The sequence below is a fragment of the Parashewanella spongiae genome (assembly GCF_004358345.1).
In the GTDB taxonomy this organism is placed as follows: domain Bacteria; phylum Pseudomonadota; class Gammaproteobacteria; order Enterobacterales; family Shewanellaceae; genus Parashewanella; species Parashewanella spongiae.
The window spans coordinates 3,483,788-3,503,850 of the sequence record NZ_CP037952.1 but is presented as its reverse complement, the minus strand read 5'-3'; the positions used below and the strand labels follow the sequence as shown (position 1 = coordinate 3,503,850).

At 38.8% G+C, this 20,063-nt stretch carries 14 protein-coding genes; 8 read left to right on the top strand and 6 right to left on the bottom strand.

Annotated elements, in window-relative coordinates:
- Positions 1-77: 77 nt before the first annotated feature.
- Positions 78-995 carry a 1,4-dihydroxy-2-naphthoate polyprenyltransferase gene (locus tag E2I05_RS13760; RefSeq protein WP_279387025.1) on the bottom strand — a complete coding sequence of 306 codons (918 nt, stop codon included), beginning with the start codon at positions 993-995 and terminating at the stop codon, positions 78-80.
- A 107-nt stretch (positions 996-1,102) separates the two neighbouring features.
- Here E2I05_RS13760 and tesB point away from each other — a divergent pair, with 107 nt between their 5' ends.
- The 5 genes from tesB (at position 1,103) to ompW (ending at position 8,244) form a co-directional block, all read left to right on the top strand.
- On the top strand, positions 1,103-1,975 hold the full coding sequence (gene tesB, locus E2I05_RS13755) for an acyl-CoA thioesterase II (protein WP_121852775.1): 873 nt from the start codon (positions 1,103-1,105) through the stop codon (positions 1,973-1,975).
- Positions 1,972-2,355, top strand: a complete 384-nt coding sequence (locus tag E2I05_RS13750; RefSeq protein ID WP_121852774.1) for a YbaY family lipoprotein — start codon at positions 1,972-1,974, stop codon at positions 2,353-2,355. Before tesB ends, E2I05_RS13750 begins: the two co-directional genes overlap by 4 nt.
- A gap of 211 nt (positions 2,356-2,566) precedes the next feature.
- Entirely contained in the window at positions 2,567-6,025 is a 3,459-nt protein-coding gene (locus tag E2I05_RS13745; RefSeq protein WP_121852773.1) for an EAL domain-containing protein, read from the top strand.
- Complete coding sequence (locus E2I05_RS13740) at positions 6,018-6,590, top strand: nucleotidyltransferase family protein (protein WP_121852772.1); 573 nt, start codon at positions 6,018-6,020, stop codon at positions 6,588-6,590. Before E2I05_RS13745 ends, E2I05_RS13740 begins: the two co-directional genes overlap by 8 nt.
- Positions 6,591-7,587: 997 nt before the next feature.
- Complete coding sequence (ompW, locus tag E2I05_RS13735) at positions 7,588-8,244, top strand: outer membrane protein OmpW (protein ID WP_165905449.1); 657 nt, start codon at positions 7,588-7,590, stop codon at positions 8,242-8,244.
- A 77-nt stretch (positions 8,245-8,321) separates the two neighbouring features.
- On the opposite strand, the gene E2I05_RS13730 is transcribed toward ompW, so the two are convergent.
- Positions 8,322-9,101 carry a hypothetical protein gene (locus E2I05_RS13730; protein ID WP_121852770.1) on the bottom strand — a complete coding sequence of 260 codons (780 nt, stop codon included), beginning with the start codon at positions 9,099-9,101 and terminating at the stop codon, positions 8,322-8,324.
- A gap of 399 nt (positions 9,102-9,500) precedes the next feature.
- On the opposite strand from E2I05_RS13730, the gene cysB reads away from it, so the two are divergent.
- Complete coding sequence (gene cysB, locus E2I05_RS13725) at positions 9,501-10,475, top strand: HTH-type transcriptional regulator CysB (protein ID WP_121852769.1); 975 nt, start codon at positions 9,501-9,503, stop codon at positions 10,473-10,475.
- Positions 10,476-10,973: 498 nt separating this feature from the next.
- Here the strand turns inward: cysB and E2I05_RS13720 are convergent, their stop codons facing one another.
- On the bottom strand, positions 10,974-12,350 hold the full coding sequence (locus E2I05_RS13720; RefSeq protein ID WP_121852768.1) for an L-serine ammonia-lyase: 1,377 nt from the start codon (positions 12,348-12,350) through the stop codon (positions 10,974-10,976).
- Positions 12,351-12,660: 310 nt separating this feature from the next.
- Here E2I05_RS13720 and nagZ point away from each other — a divergent pair, with 310 nt between their 5' ends.
- Positions 12,661-13,683, top strand: coding sequence for a beta-N-acetylhexosaminidase (gene nagZ, locus E2I05_RS13715; protein ID WP_121852767.1), 1,023 nt, complete (start codon positions 12,661-12,663; stop codon positions 13,681-13,683).
- Here nagZ and E2I05_RS13710 read toward each other — a convergent pair.
- Complete coding sequence (locus E2I05_RS13710; RefSeq protein WP_121852766.1) at positions 13,680-14,384, bottom strand: SDR family oxidoreductase; 705 nt, start codon at positions 14,382-14,384, stop codon at positions 13,680-13,682. The two genes, nagZ and E2I05_RS13710, sit on opposite strands and share 4 nt — an antisense overlap.
- A gap of 474 nt (positions 14,385-14,858) precedes the next feature.
- Here E2I05_RS13710 and ycfP point away from each other — a divergent pair, with 474 nt between their 5' ends.
- Positions 14,859-15,395 (top strand): alpha/beta hydrolase YcfP, encoded by a 537-nt coding sequence (gene ycfP / locus E2I05_RS13705; protein ID WP_121852765.1) that lies wholly within the window; start codon positions 14,859-14,861, stop codon positions 15,393-15,395.
- Here the strand turns inward: ycfP and E2I05_RS13700 are convergent.
- Entirely contained in the window at positions 15,379-16,521 is a 1,143-nt protein-coding gene (locus E2I05_RS13700; protein ID WP_121852764.1) for a peptidoglycan binding protein CsiV, read from the bottom strand. The two genes, ycfP and E2I05_RS13700, sit on opposite strands and share 17 nt — an antisense overlap.
- Positions 16,522-19,998, bottom strand: a complete 3,477-nt coding sequence (gene mfd, locus E2I05_RS13695) for a transcription-repair coupling factor (RefSeq protein ID WP_121852763.1) — start codon at positions 19,996-19,998, stop codon at positions 16,522-16,524.
- Positions 19,999-20,063: the final 65 nt, after the last annotated feature.

Genomic DNA, 20,063 nt, shown 5'->3' with positions numbered 1-20,063 from the left:
GTGAGGGAAAACCTCATGCACGGAATCGAAGAGGGGCTGCTGGATAAGCGATAGCGAAGCCAGTAGCCTACTCTACTTTAAACTTGTAAATGGATGTCTAAAAAGTACCCTGCACTAAATAGCAAACTGAATATAAAGGTTATTAAGGCTGTTTTATTCAGAATGTCGTTAAACTCTATGCCTTTAGCAGACTCAAATTTTTCAGCTAGTTTACGAGCATAAATAAAGCATAACCCTGATAGAAACACAGGCCAACCGGGCAACACGCCTAATAAAAATGCTGTAACAGTAATGGCAATGGCGGCGTATAAAAGTGAGCGGTATACCGGTATGCACATTTCTTTTCCAAGCTTAACGGCCAGCGTTACTTTACCGGCGTTGTTGTCAGTTACAATATCTCTTGTATTGTTGACAAACATAATTGCTGAGTTGAGTAGTCCAATGGAGCAGGCCATTACGATGGATTGCAGGCTAATTTGCTGAGTTTGTAAGTAATAGCTACCGGTTACCGCCACAAGTCCAAAAAATATAAATACGGTGACTTCTCCGAGGGCAAAATCGGCAAGCGGTCTAGGACCTGAACTGTAGCAAATGGCACATATCAGTGATAATAAGCCACAAAAAAATATTGGCCAACCACCTGAACTAACTAAGATTAATCCAGTTAGGACAGCCAAAGAGGAACTGATGTAAACACCGATTTTAACCTGTTTAGGCGTTAATAAGCCTGACTGGCAGGCTCTAGCTGGACCTAACCGAGCTGGCGAGTCTACCCCTCTAATAAAGTCCGAATAGTCATTGCTTAAATTCACTACAATTTGCAATAAAAGCGCGCAAATGACAGAGGTTATGGCAATAAAAAAGCTAAAACTTTCATGTGCAAAAGCCAGACTGTTACCAAGGATAAGTGGACTTAAAGCGGCGAAAAGCGTTTTAGGGCGAATTGCTATTAACCATGATTCCATATTAAGTGTGTGCTTGTTATTTTCGGAAATAGAATTGTACGCTTTGGCCGTAATAATGTGAAAGGGAATTATTCGTAGTGTCGATAAACTATTTGAGTTAATCTTGTTTTTCATGTCAATGTATTTTGTGGGATTTTATGAGTAAGGCTTTAGATAACTTGTTATCTTTATTATCTTTAGAGCAAATAGAAATGGGCTTGTTCCGAGGGCAAAGCCAAGATTTAGGCTTTGGGCATCTGTTTGGCGGACAAGTGATGGGGCAAGCATTGTCTGCTGCAAAGCAAACCGTCCCTTCCAGTAGGCGAGTCCACTCTTTACATTCTTATTTCTTGCGCGCAGGAGATCATAACAAACCCGTTATTTATGATGTTGAGAACATGCGTGATGGTGGGAGTTTTAGTGCTAGACGTGTTCAAGCCATTCAAAATGGTCGTCCTATTTTTTATATGAGTTGCTCGTTTCAAGAACCTGAAAAAGGATTTGAGCATCATGATGTTATGCCTAGCGTTGCAGGGCCGGATGGTTTGATGAACCAGCAGCAACTGGCAGAGTCAATGGTGGGTAAAATGCCTAAAGCTTTATTAGACAGGCTCAAGGCCGATTCGCCGCTAGAAATGCGGCTTGTAGAACCGTCTGATCCATTTTCTTCTAAAGTTTCTGAGCCTGTACGCTATGTTTGGTTACGGGCAAGCGGCAATATGCCAGATAATTCTTGCATTCATGATTATCTACTCGCTTATGCTTCAGATTTTAATTTTCTGATCACGGCTGCTCAGCCACACGGTGTATCATTTTTTACTCCGGGTATGAGAATGGCAACGATTGATCACTCCATGTGGTTCCATAGGAAAGTAGATTTAAATGAGTGGTTGTTATTTTGTATCGAAAGCCCAAATGCAAGTGGTGGACGGGGCTTTGTTAGAGGGCAGTTTTTCAACCAAAATGGTGACTTAATAGCTTCAGCCACACAGGAAGGCTTGCTAAGAATGACAGAGGAAGTGAAACAATGAAAAAACTCATCATGCTATTTATCTTAACGACTTTGGCGGCTTGTGTCACAGTAACAGAAGAACCGCCAATCGTGATTAATGGTGCAGCGGGTTATAACGAACGGGTGATGTTGCCACCGGGAAGTACAGTGACAATTGCCATTATTGATTTGGACACTCCTGGAGTCATTATTGCCCAAAAGAATTTTAATGTGGCGAGAGCACCTATTCCATTCAAATTTATTTTGCCATCTAAAAGCATTGATAAGTCGATAAATTATGGTGTAGTTGCCTTGATCAAAAATCAAGGCCAATTACTTTTCCAGACTTATGACCGATATCAAATTATTAATAATGGTTCCTATACTGTTGAAATATTAATGAAAATGGTAAAAAAATGATGGGTACTTATTACAATCTCGTTGGCTAAAAGCGAAGTTGTTGTTGCTACTGAATTGTAATAAGGCTTTTGTAATAGATAGCTTTATTTGAACGTCATTTCATTTAAAATTCGTTATAATGCTTACCTCAATCTGGTAATAGAATAAACATTTGTGTATTGATTTTACTGTTTATTGACTACTCAAATTCGAAGAATGAAAAATTAATACTATGTTTTTTAATAAGAAAGTTGTATCAATATTTATATTATGCTTTACCGTCATTATTTGGAACCAGATAACTCATTGGTATGATGATTACTTATTTGATAACCACCATGCCAGCTCTGAAAAAGAACTTAATCAACAAGTTTCCAATCTAAATGAACTCATATCTCAACGATTTCATCTTGTCCATAGTTTAGCGACAGCCATTGAAGCCGAGTTAGACATTGATAGTGACTTTGGTCAACCTAGTAAGCAGCGTGTACATAACTTTATGTCAGCGCTTTATAAATCAAATGAAGGAATCAGAGCCTTTAGTATTGCTCCTAACTGTATTGTTTCTGATATTTTTCCACTTGATGCAAACACAAACGCAATTGGGCATAATTTATTAGAGCCAACAGATCAGGTAGTGTTTGCTGCAGTTAATCAGGCAATAGAAACTCGAAAAGTTACTAATTCAGCGCCTTATCAATTAAGACAGGGAGGCTTAGGTGTCGTAGCACGTTTACCTGTTTTTCACAAAAATGAGCTTTGGGGCGTTGTTGCGGTAGTTATTGATGTTATTCCTTCACTTAAAACAATTGGTCTATTACATGAAAACTCAAGGTTAAATATTGCTCTTCGAGGCGATTCTGGTGAAGTGTTTTATGGCGATCCTGTATTGTTTTCTCGCTCGGCGATGACTCGAAAAGTTGATTTACCCAATGGATATTGGGAGATTGCTACTGAATACAAAAAATCGTTTGGTGAAGTTAAAAAACATTCGAGTATGTTTCAAATGTTTGTTGGTGCTTTTTTATTACTTTTTTTAGGTGCAACTTATGCATTTTACCACCACTTTAAGATGTCAAAATCTTCAGAACGTTTATTGTTGGAGTTTGGGTTAACAAAAGGAAAGTTATCGAGTGGGCTCATTGATTCAATAAAACCAGCTAAGCCTACATTGCTATTGCCGGCTCTCGCGACGATTGCGATTGTAATGGCTTGTATTGCATTGATTTATTTTGTTCAGAGCCATAACCAACAGTCAGCCAATAATACATTAAACCAAAATATCTCAGCGGTGATCAATGATATCGAAAATCAATTGGATTCTAATAAAGCCTATTTAGAAATATTGGCCGTCGAATTAGCAGAAAAACGAATATCAGAAGAAGGATTTGTAAGTAAAGTTACCCAATATTCATTAGACCATCCTAGCCTTATTAACGTTACGCTTTCGGATGAAAATTTTGTGATAAAACATACAGCGCCTTATGAACCAAACAAGCATGTTATAGGGTTAACACTATCGCTACCAGAGCCGAAGCGAGCATCTCGACTAGCTAAAAATACAAAGCGGACAATTTTTACTAAACCCTTTCGTGTAATACAAGGTGACGCGGCTTTTGAGTTTTATGTCCCCATTTTTAAAAATGATGAATTCATAGGTACTCTTGGTGCTGTTTATTCACTACCAAAACTTATCTCTCATCTTGTTCCTACTCATATTCAAAGTAAATATACAGTGAGTGTGCAAGATGGATTAGCACAGCCTTTGTATTCATCTGGCGTGATGAATCGCTCAAACAGAGATAGCGTGAGAGCGCCGCTACCTAGCTTAGATAACTATTTATGGATCAGTTTAAGTTCCAAACAACAGAATTTTGCAAAAGGTATTCAGTCGATCATTTTGATCCTTTCGCTTTTTATTATAAGTATAATTTTTAGCTTTTGGCTGCAATATAGAGAGAGTAATCGTGTGTGGCGTACAGGTAAGTCGCTGATTGAATCTCAAGCTCATTTTCATTCGATTGTGAGTTCAGCCCCTATTGCAGTGATTATTAGTCAACCGCAATCTGGAATTATCCTTTATGCGAACTCGAGAGCAGAAGAATTACTTTCTTCAGGCGAAGATCTCGTAAAGCGTTGCGTCACTGATTTTTATGCTGATTTAAAAGAACGTGCATTATTTTTAGACTTGCTTAACCAAGAAAGTCGAGTTGATAACTTTGAAATTAAATTGCGAAATGATTCAGGGCGTTTTTTGTGGTGTTCTCTATCGTCTAAAATTGTAGAGTTTGCTGAAGGCGAAGGAGTGATCACTTCCATCACTAATTTAACTCAGCAGCGTAATTATCAAGATCAGCTCTATCAAAAAGCAAATTTTGATGACTTAACAGGTTTGCCTAATCGGAGCATGGCATTCGAACGACTAACAACTGCAATTAATAAGGCCAAACAAACTCGTGACTCAATAGTGTTGATGTTGCTTGATCTTGATGATTTTAAAAAAGTAAATGACAGTTTTGGCCATAATGCAGGAGATGAACTTTTAAAGCAGATATCACACAGGATTAAAAGTGTAATTTCAGCACCTGATATAGTCGGAAGACTAGGAGGAGATGAATTTGTAATTATTCTATCTTCTCCTGAATCGGTGAAAAACGCCGAAAAACTTGCTAAACAGGTGATCAACGTTTGCTCTAAAACTATTTTACTTCAACATTATGAAGTGGTTGTTGGGTGTAGCATAGGATTGGCCAGATTCCCAAGCGATGGTATCGACTACGAATCTTTGACTAAAAATGCTGATGCCGCAATGTACGAAAGTAAGTTATCTGGGCGCAATTCTTATAAGCTCTATTCCACCACAATGAGTTTGGCGATTGAAGAACGGCTAACGATGGAAAATGAGCTACGTTACGCACTAAGACGAGATGAGCTTTACATCGTTTATCAACCCATAATTTCCGGTTTTTCAGGTCGCGTGATTGGTGCAGAAGCCTTGCTTAGGTGGGACAGTGAGAAATTGGGCGAGGTATCGCCTGAGCAATTTATTCCACTTGCTGAGTCAATTGGATTAATTAACTTATTTGGGGAATGGGTGTTAGATCAAGCTTGTGGACAAGTGAAACAGTGGCTGAAAATTGAGAATGGCCCTGAATATGTTTCAGTTAATGTTTCTAGTAAGCAATTACGCAGCCAAGCCATTATTGATGATGTTAGGTTAGCACTCACGTTACACCAGCTTCCTCCTTCAGCTCTTGAGCTAGAGCTTACCGAGTCGACCTTGATTGAACACACAAAAGAAAACCAACAAACCTTTGATATTCTGCATAATATTGGTGTTAGGCTCGCTGTTGATGATTTCGGTATTGGCTACTCATCTTTGAGTTATTTACGGCGCTTTTCGTTTGATACTCTAAAAATTGATCGTTCGTTTATCAGTGATATTCCTCATGAAAGTGATGCAACACAATTGGTTGAAGCGATTCAGTCAATGGCAAAGAGTCTGGATATGAAAATTGTCGCTGAAGGTGTTGAAAATAGACATCAGCTCAACTTTTTACAGCAAAATCACTGCTATGCAATACAAGGATTCTTTATTTCTGAGCCTTTAACGGAATTAAAATTTATGACTTTTTGCAATGAAAGATTAAAGAGGAATCATGTTTTTTTAAGCGATAGTCTCGATGCTTAATAGGCAAGGTGACAGGTTAGAGCAGCTAACGTCATGGATTAAGAGCGATGAAGTAAGAATGCACGCTTTAAAGACTGCTTCTCAAGTTGCAGCAATGTTTCAACTTGAGGAGCACTTGCTTGCAGCTGGTTTTGTTCGAAACCTTGTTTGGGATAAATTACATTGTCTAACAGACAATACCTTAACTGATGTTGATTTTATATATTTTGAACCGAATGATATTTCTATTCAAACTGAAAAGAATATAGAACAAGCTTTAACTATTCTATCCCCACAAGTGCCTTGGTCAGTGAGAAACCAAGCGAGAATGCACATCAGGAATGGAGATGCTCCTTATACATCAATAGCAGATGCCATGAGTTATTGGCCAGAGCAAGAAACCGCCAATGGTATTAAACTTCTTGATGGAGAGTTAAAGTTTGTATCAGTATTTGGCTTAGACTTAGTATTTAATTTAACCATCTCCCATAATTTGAAACGAGAAATAAAAACTTTCCAGCAAAGGATTGAACAAAAAAACTGGCAAAAAATATATCCTCTTTTATCTATTATTTGTAATAAATAGAGTCACATAATCTTATACCAAACACAGTAATTACTGTAATTGGTATTAGGGTCTGTTGATCTTTCAGGATTAAATTTTGTGCTATTTGAGCATTTATCTGTTCAGCCTAGAAACATCAGTTGACTGCGTTCTCAAGCGTAGAAAAAATGGCTGATAGTAAGGCGTACCTTGCAGCAAGTAGTTATTCTACTTGCAAAAGTTATAACGCAGATAGCAGCCATTTTAGCAAGCTTGTGAGCGTAGAGCACTTCACTCATTAGGTGAAAGCCATGATGATAAAGTCATCTTATTGACTCAAACAGCTACTCATATACTCAGCGTTCAACTGATGTTTTAGGTTCAAGGCGTGAGCAGTGATGCTTAGCCATCTAAGTGAGCTGGTCATAACACAGAACAGTGAATGCTCAAAATATCGAAAAAAGAGAGAGCGTAAATTGGTCGCTCTTTCTAAATAAAAGATGCTGAGTTATCGTTTTCTTATTTGGAAACGAAGTAACGACAGTTTTGTATGTCGATAATAACCAAACCTCACAAACTCTACCTTGCATAAAATAACCAATTTATCGCTGCAAAAACAATCACGAAAGTTCAACAGACCCTAGTTAAACTGACATTGCGCACACGGAATAGTTATGCGGTTAAGGTTGAATAAAAAATCACTTTTTATCTGTGTTTTACTTAAAATTAACCGATATGAACATTTTTACAACGCAAAGTGAGTAACCATTCATTAATTTTGGGTTTTTAATAGATGTGCTCAATGTCAGTTTAACAACCGTATTTATTGATGGCTCTAAATCCAATATGAGTGTCAAAAAATCAGACTTAGTTGTCAATATGACTCACTTTTATGATCTCGATCATGATATGTGCTAATGAGTTATTTGTGACTAAATACGGTTGATTTGGATCAACATTTTATCACCTTCATTCTGGCAAATTAGCGGCAATTGAGATGCATATCTGAATAAACATAATTCTTCCTAAATGGAGTTAAATGATGAACAAATATATCGTTAAAAGTTTAATTGCTGCTGGTCTTCTTTCTGCTGGTTTTGCAGCACATGCCCATCAAGCTGGTGATATTATCGTGCGTGCTGGTGTGGCCAATGTTGCACCTGATGAATCTAGCCAAGATGTTGCAGGCTTTGGAGAGTTCCAAGTAAGTAATAATACTCAATTAGGCTTGAATTTTGGTTACATGGTAACGGACAACTTTGGTGTTGAGTTATTAGCGGCGACTCCTTTTACACACGATGTTTCATTAGAAGGCGTAGGGAAAATCGCTGAAACTAAGCAACTGCCACCTACTTTAGTTGCTCAATACTATTTTGGTAATGCGAACTCGAAGTTCCGCCCTTATGTTGGCGCGGGTGTCAATTTTACTAATTTCTTTGATAATGAATTTACCGAAAATGATAAAGCAGCACCTTTAGGATTAAATAGCTTAAGCATTGAAAACTCTTGGGGATTTGCTGCGCAAATTGGCGCTGATTACCAAATAAATAAAAATTGGTTGGTCAATGCTTCAGTTTGGTATGCCGATATTGGTACTGATGTGAAGTTCAACTCAACAGCGCTTAATGCAGATGTGAGCATAGAAACAGATATAAACCCAATGGTTTATATGGTTAGCGTTGGTTACACGTTCTAATCCAAATTAGACCGTTTTATTGCTAGTTAAAGCACCTTTTATAGGTGCTTTTTAGTATCTAAAATAAAACCAGTTGGCTACCATTTTTTCTTCGGTTGAAAGAGAGCATCAATATCAGTGTCACCGTTTAATTTAACTGAAGGTGCTGGAGTATTTTTTACTTGTGAACCATCAAGTTCATTCACTAATTCTTTTGCTTCTTTATGCTTCAAAGTAATAAAAGGATCTTCAGGATGCTTAAGTTTAATGGCGTTTAATGTGGATAACGCTTTATGAACGAGTTGCTTAGCAGAGCCATATTGCTTCATGTTCTTAGCGACTTTTGCTCGATCAAGCATGGCATCAACGTTGATACGCAGTTGCATGTTATTGATACGGTTCTCTTCAACAGTAAAAATGCTCGGCTCTACTTTTCCTTTACTATGCTCTACACGTAATATCGCTTTTAATTTTTTCAGCATTTTAACTAAAGTTATGAGCTGCTTATCATTATCAGGAATTTGAATGCTATCAATTGAAGGAGCTTTAGTGTTACTGCTTAGCAGTTGTTGAATTTGGTTTTGCAAATCAATGAGGCGGCGTTGGTACTCTTGTTGTTTTGGCTGTTGTGCGACATTAGAAGCAATTTCAACGGCTTCAGCAAGTCTTCGATAAAGCACAATCATCACATCATCTGAACATGGAAATAAAGCGATGTTATCTAATACGGCTTCTGTTTCGTCAATGATGGCTCGTTGGCGTTGGTGTTGCACACGACGTTCAGAGTCAATTCGTTGTTTATGTTGTTGAAAGATATTAATACCAATAATGAGTAATAACAACGCACTGATGACAACGAGTACAACGGTAAATATCATAGTTTTTCCATTTGTATTAACAACAACCTGATATGATTATCGGCCGCGAAGCTTGAGATATAAGAAGTACTAAAACAATGCGTAGTTCTTGTACAACAGCTGAATGTTTTTCAAATTTAATAAATTATCTAACAAGTATTTAGTCAACAATAGTTATCGTTTACTAAATTCTTGATTGGTAATTCTACGTTAAATTTGCACAGTGGCGCTAGTGTGCAAGAAAAATTTTATCTAATTCGAAAAAAAAGCTGTGAATAAAAACGGGTTTTAACGGTCTTGTGTACGAAATATTCCAAATTGAAATAAAATTTTAGATATACTATAACGTTTGGATATAGATAAATTTGATTATTCCAGTCTGCTCGATAGATAAGGCGAGTGGTTTAAAGAGGGCTACTAATGAAGCTGCAACAACTACGTTTTATTGCAGAGGTTGTAAACCATAATCTTAATGTATCAGCCACTGCAGAAAATTTGTATACATCGCAGCCAGGGATCAGCAAGCAAGTAAGAATGCTCGAGGATGAGCTAGGAATACAAATTTTTGGTCGAAGCGGAAAACATTTAACGCATGTCACGCCAGCAGGACAGCAGGTAATCAACATAGCCAATGATATTTTGAGCAAAGTCGAGGGCATTAAAAAAGTAGCTGAGGAGTATACTCAACCCGATCAAGGTGAATTAAATATCGCGACAACCGATACACAAGCACGATACGCGTTACCGAGTATTATTAAAGGTTTTATTGATCGTTACCCTAAAGTTAATTTACACATGCATCAAGGCACTCCGAGTCAAATTAGTGAATTGGCTGCCCGTGGCGATGCTGACTTTGCAATTGCGACTGAAGCCATGCATCTTTATTCAGATTTAGTCATGTTACCTTGCTACCATTGGAACCGTTCGATTGTTGTCACTAAAGACCATCCTTTAGCACAAAGAAGCTCTATGACAATTGAGGAGCTTGCTCGGTACCCACTGGTAACCTATGTGTTCGGTTTTGATAGAGCTTCTGAAATTGAACGCTCATTCAAACGAGCTAATTTAGAGCCAAGAGTGGTGTTTACAGCAACCAGTGCTGATGTATTAAAAACTTATGTAAGGCTTGGACTAGGTGTTGGCGTTATAGCCACGATGGCAATAGATCCTGTTATTGACAAGGATTTAGTTGCTATCGATGCAAGTCACTTGTTTGCCCACAGCACGACAAAAATTGGCTTTAGAAGAGGTAACTTTTTAAGAACTTATATGTTTGACTTTATGGAGTACTTCGCACCGCACCTAACGAGGGATATGGTGGAGAAAGCGGTAGCGTTAAGAGATCAGCAGCTAATTGATCAAATGTTTGAAGGCATTGACTTACCCATCAAGTAAATCGTTTGATATAAAAAAACACCAACAAATTATCGTCGCTCCTGCGAAGGCAGGAGCCTAGCGACTTTGATTTTACTTAAGTCACTTGATACCTGCCTCGCAGGTATGACGTTTTCCATTATCTGATTGGCATTAGCCTACTGGTGGTTTTTGAGTATCAACTTATTACCAAATTACAGTAATTAATCTCTCACTCAGCAAGAGCTAAAGGGTTTCAGTGCAAGGCGCAAGCTCGAAGTACTATATACCCTAACGGCCGCCATACAAAGCTGGCGTTCAACGCACTTCGTGCTTTTGTCGGGATAATTCAAGTGCTTGTAACGCAGTAATGGAACCTTTTAGTCTTGCCCTTCGGGAGCTTGTATGTGCTCAAATTACTTCTCAAAAATGTCTTGACATAGAACAACTATGTCTTCATCAATTTCGATTGTACTTTGAGCACATACATAGCTCTGAGTTGAGCATATAATTACTGTAATTGGTATTAATATACCTGAATTAGCACTCTACAATATTAACCGCTAAGCCGCCTTGAGCTGTTTCTTTATACTTACTGCGCATGTCTTGGCCTGTATCCATCATTGTTTTGATGACTTTGTCTAATGACACTTTATGATTGCCATCGCCTTTTAATGCCATACGTGAAGCATTGATGGCTTTAATTGAGCCCATAGCGTTTCGTTCAATACAAGGAACCTGCACTAAACCACCTACAGGATCACAGGTAAGCCCTAAATTGTGCTCCATGCCAATTTCAGCGGCATTTTCAACATGCTCTACAGTGCCACCCATGATCTCGGTCAATGCTCCAGCTGCCATCGAGCAGGCTACTCCCACTTCACCTTGGCAGCCAACTTCAGCGCCAGAAATCGAAGCATTCTTTTTATAAAGAATTCCGATTGCCGCTGCGGTTAATAAGAAACGTGATGCAATATCAACATCTACAGTTTCAACAAAGGTGTCGTAATAGCATAATACGGCAGGGATAATTCCTGCTGCGCCATTGGTCGGTGCCGTAACAACACGATCACCCGCTGCGTTTTGCTCATTTACAGACAAAGCGAATAAATCGACCCAATCAATGGCGTTTAATGGATCGTTACAAGTTTTGCCTTCTGATTTCAAACGACGATAGAGTGCTGGTGCTCTCCGGCGTAATTTTAATCCACCAGGGAGCAAACCTTCTTTGTGATAACCTTTCTCTATGCAGGTTTTCATGGTTTGCCAAATTGCCCACAATTTTTCTTTTACTTCAGACTCTGTAGCTAAGCTCAATTCATTTTCAAGCATTAAAGACGAAATTGATAAGCCATTTTTACTGCATTGTTCGAGTAACTCGGCTGCATTATGAAAATCAAACGGCGCGCAGTGAATTGGCGTAGCTGGTGAGGCGTCTTGTTGGTTTATTTCATCTTCGTCGAGAATAAACCCGCCACCAACAGAATAATATGAACGCTCATATATGCATTCGCCGTTATGATAAGCGTATAAAGTCATCGCATTTGCGTGGGCTGGAAGACTCTTGTCTCTATGGTAAGTAATGCCGTTCTCACGAGTGAAAATAACTTTTTCACCGTTAGCAAGAGTGAGTTGTTCTGTTTCAGCCGTTTGTTTAAGAGTTGCGTCAATGGTATCCGTGTCGACAGTTTCAGGATCTTCTCCCATCAAACCAAGTATTACAGCTTTACCTGTACCATGGCCTTTGCCCGTTTGACCTAAAGAGCCAAATAATTCAGAGCGAAGCTCGTCAACTTGATCCAGTAAACCTTTATCTGCAACATGTTGCATGAAAAGTTTACCAGCTTTCATTGGACCCACTGTATGAGAGCTAGATGGGCCAATGCCAATTTTGAACATATCGAATACACTAATCATATCTGCAAGCCTATTTTTTGATCTTGTTATTTTAATTTATTAATCGGTGTTCCCTTATAATTATCTGTTGGCCGATATTCTTCGGGTCTAGATAATAGGGTTATTAGTTGTTTTATTCAGTTAGTATTACATAAGTGACATGAATTATTTACATTAGATTTTCTAATGTAAATAATTCGAGTTAGTTCTTTTGTTGTTTGTTAGTTAAATATTTCGTTGTATAACAATAAGCCATTAGAGTTTAGATATTTGAATAACCCCAAAATGTATGACTTAATGAGCCAGTTTTATCATTATTTTGGAGCATATTTTGAGTTACTTAATGCTAGATCTTGAAGGAACCGAGTTAACCTCGAATGAAATAGCTAACTTGAAACACTCTATGGTTGGCGGTGTTATCTTATTTTCTCGTAATTTCGAGTCTAAATTGCAATTAATTGAATTAGTCGCCTCAATTCGTGCCGCCAGTCCGAATCTACTTATCGCTGTCGATCATGAAGGTGGACGCGTTCAACGCTTTAAAGAAGGCTTTACTCATATTCCAGCTATGGGAGCGATTCTTCCAGCAACAAATAATGAGATGACTCAAGCTAAAAAATGGGCCAAAGAGTTAGGTTTTTTAATGGCTGTTGAGTTGCTTTCGTGCGATATCGACTTGAGTTTTGCTCCAGTACTTGATGTTGATGGCGTCAGTGATGTTATAGGCCGTCGCAGCTTTAGTTCCGATCCGTTAGAAGTCATAGAGCTTGCTAATGCATTTATTGATGGCATGAGTGATGCTGGTATGGGCGCTGTGGGTAAGCACTACCCAGGTCATGGAACTGTTAAGGCTGACTCACACATTAAGCAGCCTATTGACGAACGAGCCAAAAATGAGATTTTCGAGTATGATATTTTGCCGTTTAAGTCGCTCATTACCAATAAGCAGCTCAAGGGTATTATGCCTGCTCATGTTGTTTACTCTAAAGTTGATGTAAATCCTGCTGGTTTTTCTGAATACTGGCTTCAAACCGTACTTAGAGGTGAACTCGGATTCGATGGAGTCATCTTTTCAGATGATTTAGGAATGGAAGGAGCGACTATTGCTGGAAACTTTAAACAGCGTGCGGATGCTGCATTGAATGCAGGTTGCGATATGATTTTAGTCTGTAACAATAGCGAGGCTGCTAATTTACTCTTGAACGATTATGTCTGGCCAGAAAGTCAGCCATTATTCCCAGCAAGTTTACTTAAACCTGACAATGGGAAATTACTATCGGCACTCGAAAATTTAACACGCTGGCAAATGGCTACAGAAGTAGCTCAAAACATTTGGGATATAAGTGAACCTTAAGTTTCAACTTGCCCTAAATTCGCGTGAATGACAGAACCATTAATTGCAGGGGTTTTCGAGCAAAAAAACAATGTCTCTGCAATTTCTGATGGGGTTATTAAACGTTTGAATGATACTTTTTGTGTTATAGCAAAAAGAGCATTTGGGTTGTTGTTTATATGATGACGCAACATCTCAGTATCCGTAAATCCAGGGCACACACAGACAGTATGTATACCTGTACCAGATAAATCCTGACAAGTTGCTCGCATCATACCAATAACAGCGTGCTTATTGGTACTGTATGAGTATGTATTAGGTAAGGCTTTTTCACTCAAAGATGAACCGAGGTATATGATGGAAGATCCTGCTGGCATAATAGATGAAATAATTTGTGTTAGCACGGTAGGAGACACAATATTGATGGCGAGACTTTTCACTAGCTCTTGTTGAACAATATCTAAAATATTATTTTTGTTATGACTGGCTGCGCAATGGACTAATACAATTTTTTCAGCATCTTTTAACTCAGAAAGTAGCAGCTCTTTTTGTTGATGAATTGAGTCAGGAAATGATAAATCAATATAAAACTGAGTGACGCCTTCGAGCGCTAAATTATTTCTGGAAAGGTTAATAACTCGATAGCCCTTTTCTAAAAAGTACAGGCAAGTTGCTTTCCCTATCCCTCGGCTACCGCCAGTAATTAGCAATACCTTATCCATAAGTTGTACCTTGTCTTTATTTCTTTACGCTTTAAAAATAATAGGAGAGAAATAGGAATAGAGCGAATGAGTGAAGTGTTAATGTTTGATGTAACTCATACATGCAATGGTTTTATTTTGGTATTTTGCAATAATACCAATTACAGTAATTAAATGCTCAACTCAGAGCTATGTATGCGCACAAAGTACAAACGAAATTAGCGAAAACATAGTTATCTACGTTGAGATAATTTTGTGAAGTAATTTTTGCGCATACAAGCTCCCGAAGAGTAAGGCTAAAGGTTTCCATTGCTGCGTTGCACGTTCTTGAATTATCCCGACAAAAGCACGAAGTGCGTTGAACGCCAGCTTTGTATGGCGGCCGTAGGGAATATAATACTTCAAACTTGCGCCTTGTACTGAAATCCTTTAGCTCTTGCTGAGTGGGAAGTTAATTGCTGTAATTGGTATAACGTTCAACAACGAGTTTATGAAATGATTTTATATCTTCATGGTTTTGATGCAACGAGCCTAGGCAATCACGAAAAAATGCGTCAATTACAATTTATTGATGATGATGTAAGGTTGCTGAGCTACAGCACACAACATCCAAAAAATGATATGCAATATTTATTGAATGAAGTTGTCAAACAGATAAAGCTTTCTGATGATAAGTCACCATTAATTATTGGGGTAGGTCTTGGGGCTTACTGGGCTGAACGTATAGGTTTTTTAACGGGATTACGATCAGTATTAATCAACCCTAATTTGCGGCCAGAACTGACTATGAATGGTCGAATAGATAGGCCCGAAGAATATGCCGACATTGCCAATAAATGTGTGCACGAGTTTAGAAGTAAAAACAAAGCGATGTGTATTTTATCTCGCCATGATGAAGTCATGGACAATCTGCAAAGCTATGATGTGTTAAGTGATTACTACGATATTATATGGGATGAACACCAAAGCCATAAATTTTCAGCTCTTGGTGTTCATTTACCTGTGATTAAATCGTTTAAAGATCAGGGTTAGGCTGTAGAGTATGGTCATCGGTTAACTCTATAGGTTTTTCTACTGGTTGAGTCATTTTCCTAATTTGGATAAACATCCCCATTTTAGGATGATCAAAATAATGTACCTCACTACTTCGCACTCTGCGGTTTTGAATGAGCGGAATGGAGTACAAAAAGTGTTGAACGCTTGCGACATGATCTGGTGTCGCTTTAATAGCGGAAGGTGTGAAACCGTCTTCACCCATAGGAAAGCTATCAGTAGATTGTGCGTGGGACCTTATAATTCCAGGCTCACGCAATCGCAAATCAGCCTCGATATAAAGATAATGGTTTAGATAAATATTGAGTTTACCATTTAATTGCCATATCGGTGTTTTTTGAGGTTTGAGATCTAATGAATTAGGCGCATTATCATTGGCTAAAGTAACATTGTCTGTATAAGCGTTTATACCAGCATCTTGATTATCATTAACGGATGGTGAAACTGATCCAGAATCTTTAGATAGTATTTTATCTAGCTCAGTAATGGCCTCTTCAGTGACGATTGGATAGCCATCATCTTGGAATTCATTACTGAGATCTTTTCCTGCAAAAATATGTAACGCTTTGGCTTTACGCTTAGGCAGCATGGCTTGCTGCCAAGTCATGTGAAGTAAACTTTGATTGCCAGACTCTGCTTCTATCTTAGTAATTAATCCATTAAATTGACTTTGAGATAAAGTCAGTAAACTAGCAGGACTTCCTTGATAGACTAGCGGCGCGTCAATTTGGGATATTTCAAATGGGATTCGAACAGGAAGTCGCTCTTGAGTAATGGCTTCTTGTGAAACGCAGTCATCCATCATTGAGCTACTTAAATCAGCCTCTAGAGCAAAAGCATTATCTAACTCAGAGCACACCACTGCTGGATGAATTTCTTGCTCGGTACGAACGATTGGAGTGATCAAATCTACATTACCACGTAGTTTGTTTGGGAGAAATGTTTCCGGCCATTGCTCAGTGCTTGAAGTGTCACGTTTAAAAATATAAAGCTCAACTTCAAACCAGCGCTCAGGAGCTGCAGCTTGAACCTTGAAGGCTGATATTAACGCAGTAACTATCGCAATTATCAAGGAAACTGTAGTTAGACTTAATAAACGTAACACTTATGAATCTCCCGTACGGTGTTCAGCAAGTTGTTGTAATAATAGTTTTACCAACTTTAAACGATCTTCGTTACTCTCGGCTGGTAAAGTAAACTTTAACTTATTCGGTCCATCCATTCGATATATTTGTGGTTGAGATTGCAATAAACCAATAATAAACATAGGGTCGATATTATGAGTTGGTGTAAATTCAATGCCACCGCCTTTAGAATGAACATCAATTTTGCTTAAACCTAACTCACTGGCCGTGTGTTTTAATAAAGTTAGATCCATTAGATTTTTGGCGGCATCTGGAAGTAAACCAAACCTGTCAATGAGCTCCACTTTCATTTCATCAATCGACGTTTCCGAATCACAGTTAGCAATTCGCTTATAGAGTGATAAGCGAATGTTAACATCAAAAACATAATCTTCCGGCAAGAGTGCAGGTATTCTTAAATCTATTTCGCAATGCTGATTCATTAACTGATCGAGCGAAGGTTCTTTACCTTGCTTTAATGACTTAACCGCTGACTCAAGTAACTCCATATAAAGGGTGAAACCCATTTTCGAAATATGGCCGCTTTGTTCGTCACCTAAAAGCTCACCGGCACCACGAATTTCGAGATCTTGAGTCGCTAACATAAATCCTGCGCCAAGATCTTCCAGTTCAGCAATGGCTTCGAGGCGTTTTAGGGCATCTTTACTCATCCGTTTGGGATGAGGTGTAAGTAAGTACGCATAAGCTTGGTGATGGGAACGACCAACACGACCACGAAGTTGATGCAGTTGCGCTAAGCCGAAGTTATCAGCACGATCCATAATAATGGTATTTGCCGTTGGTACGTCAATGCCTGTTTCAATGATTGTGGTACAAACAAGTACATTAAATCTTTGATGATAAAAGTCTGACATGACTTTTTCTAAATCACGTTCACGCATTTGACCATGGGCCACTACTACCCGAGCATCCGGCAACAATTCGCGAATATTTTCGGCACACTTTTCAATGGTTTCAACATTGTTGTGCAGGAAATACACTTGGCCACCGCGTAAAATTTCACGTTGAAGTGCTTCTTTTACTGTGGCTTTATCATATTCTCTAACAAAGGTCTTTACCGCTAAGCGTTTGGCTGGTGGAGTGGCGATAATGGATAAATCTCGCATTCCGGACATAGCCATGTTTAATGTTCGTGGAATTGGTGTAGCAGTGAGAGTCAGAATATCTACGTGGGCTCGCAAGGCTTTAATTTTTTCTTTTTGTCTCACACCAAAGCGATGCTCTTCATCAATAACTAACAAACCTAATTGATCGAATGACATGTCCGCGTTGAGCAGCTTGTGCGTTCCAATGACAACATCGACTTTACCAGAAGCTAGGTTTTCCACTATTTGCTGCTGTTCTTTTGCGGTTTTAAACCTTGAAAGAACTTCAATTTGGAAGGGCCAATCAGCAAATCTATCTTGGAAGTTTTCATAATGTTGTTGAGCGAGTAGGGTAGTGGGAACTAAAATAACCGCTTGTTTGCCAGAGTTCACAGCAACAAAAACTGCCCGCATTGCCACTTCGGTTTTACCGAAACCAACATCGCCACAAACCAGTCTATCCATCGAAATGTTGGCGCTCATGTCAGTGACAACGGCATTAATCGCTGTTTCTTGATCAGCGGTTTCTTCAAATGGAAAACCTTGCGCGAATTGAGCATATTCTTGCTGGTTGATTTCACAAGCATGCCCGGGACGTGCTTCACGTCTTGCATACACATCCAATAATTCAGCCGCTACGTCACGGATCCGCTCGATGGCTTTTTTCTTGGCTTTAGCCCATGTTTCATTGCCTAGCTTGTTAAGAGTTGCGCCGTCATCATTCCCAACGCTGTAACGGCTAATGAGGTGTAATGCACTCACAGGGACATATAATTTATCGCCAGAAGCGTATTCAAGTTTAAGGTATTCGGCAATAAGTCCACCTGTGTCAAGGGTTTCGAGTCCTTGATATTTCCCAACCCCATGTTGAAGGTGAACGACAGGTTGACCCACTTTTAATTCAGCAAGGTTTTTGATCAGGGTGTCACTACTGACTTGTTTTTGCTTGTCTCGTCGACGTTGTTGGCTGATCCTCTGTCCAAATAACTCGGTTTCACAAATGACACTGATCATCTTTGTTTTTGTTAGCCGCAATAAACAACCATGGCTGAGAGGCGCAACAATAATACCGAGTGATGATTTATCATCAACAAAGTCATCAAAATGCTCAAAGCGGCTCGGTTTAACATTAATTTGATTGAATAAGTCTAAAAGGGCTTCTCGTCGACCTTCCGACTCAGCAATAAAGAGTGTTCTTTTTGAAGATGGTAAGTATTCAGCAAGCAACGACATTGGTTGTTTTAATTTGTGATTAGCACTGACTTCAGGTAGTTTTTCGACATCGGCTTGTACATATTTTTCGTTTTCAGTATTGGCTTCAAATTGAAAACGTGGCATTGGTTTAAATGCTGCAAATACTTGCTCTAACAGTAAGTAAAGCTCTTGTGGTTTCAGTAGTGGCCTTAAAATATCAACGTTATGATTTTCAAATCGTTGCTCAATGTCAGTAAAGTGGTGTTTTGCGGCGGCCTCAATATCGCCAACAGTCAGTAGTTGACAGTTTTCGGGCAAATAATCAAACAAGGTAGCACATTCGTCAAAAAACAAAGGTAAATAATTTTCAATACCTGAGGGTAATATCTTACGGGTTACTTGTTGGTAAACTGACTCAGCGGCTTTACTTGTAGCTTCAAACCGGTTGCGATAATTTTGCCTGAAGGTTTCTATCGCTTTGTTATCTGTAGGAAACTCTTTTGCGGGTAACATACGCACCGAGTCAATTTCTTTTTCAGAACGCTGGGTTTCCGCATCAAAATATCGAATAGATTCTACTTCGTCATCAAAAAGCTCGATACGCAAAGGCTGCTTGGAATCAGTGGGAAAGATGTCAATAATGGAGCCACGTATTGCAAATTCACCGTGTTCATACACTTGTTCGACGTGGTGATAGCCCGCATCAATAAGCTGTTGACGAACGAGTTGTAAAGAATAAGTATCGCCCTTTTTAAGCAGCAAAACATTACCAGATAAAAACGACTGTGGCGGCAAACGCACGACAAGCGTATTTATTGGAACAATAATAACGCGTTGCTGGTTATCTGATAATCGATACAAAGTCTCTAAGCGCTGAGCGATAAGATCTTGATGCGGAGAAAAATTATCATAAGGCAGGGTTTCTCTGTCAGGAAACAAGCAAACTTCAATAGTTTCATTTTGCAGTAAATAACTTAACTCAGTTTCAAGTAAAATTGCTGTCGGTGTGTCAGCAGTGATTAAAAGTGAAGTACCAGCAAATTGCTTTATTGTTTGCTTTAGCGCTATTGCCTGAGAAATACCTCCTAGAGTTGAAACATATTGAGTTTTAATCGTTTTTTTTATTTTAGGTGGAGTAAATACTGAAAACATCGCCATTGAATACTAATCGACTGATAAACCATAAAAATTGGCATCATTGTATACGCATTATCAGTGAATAC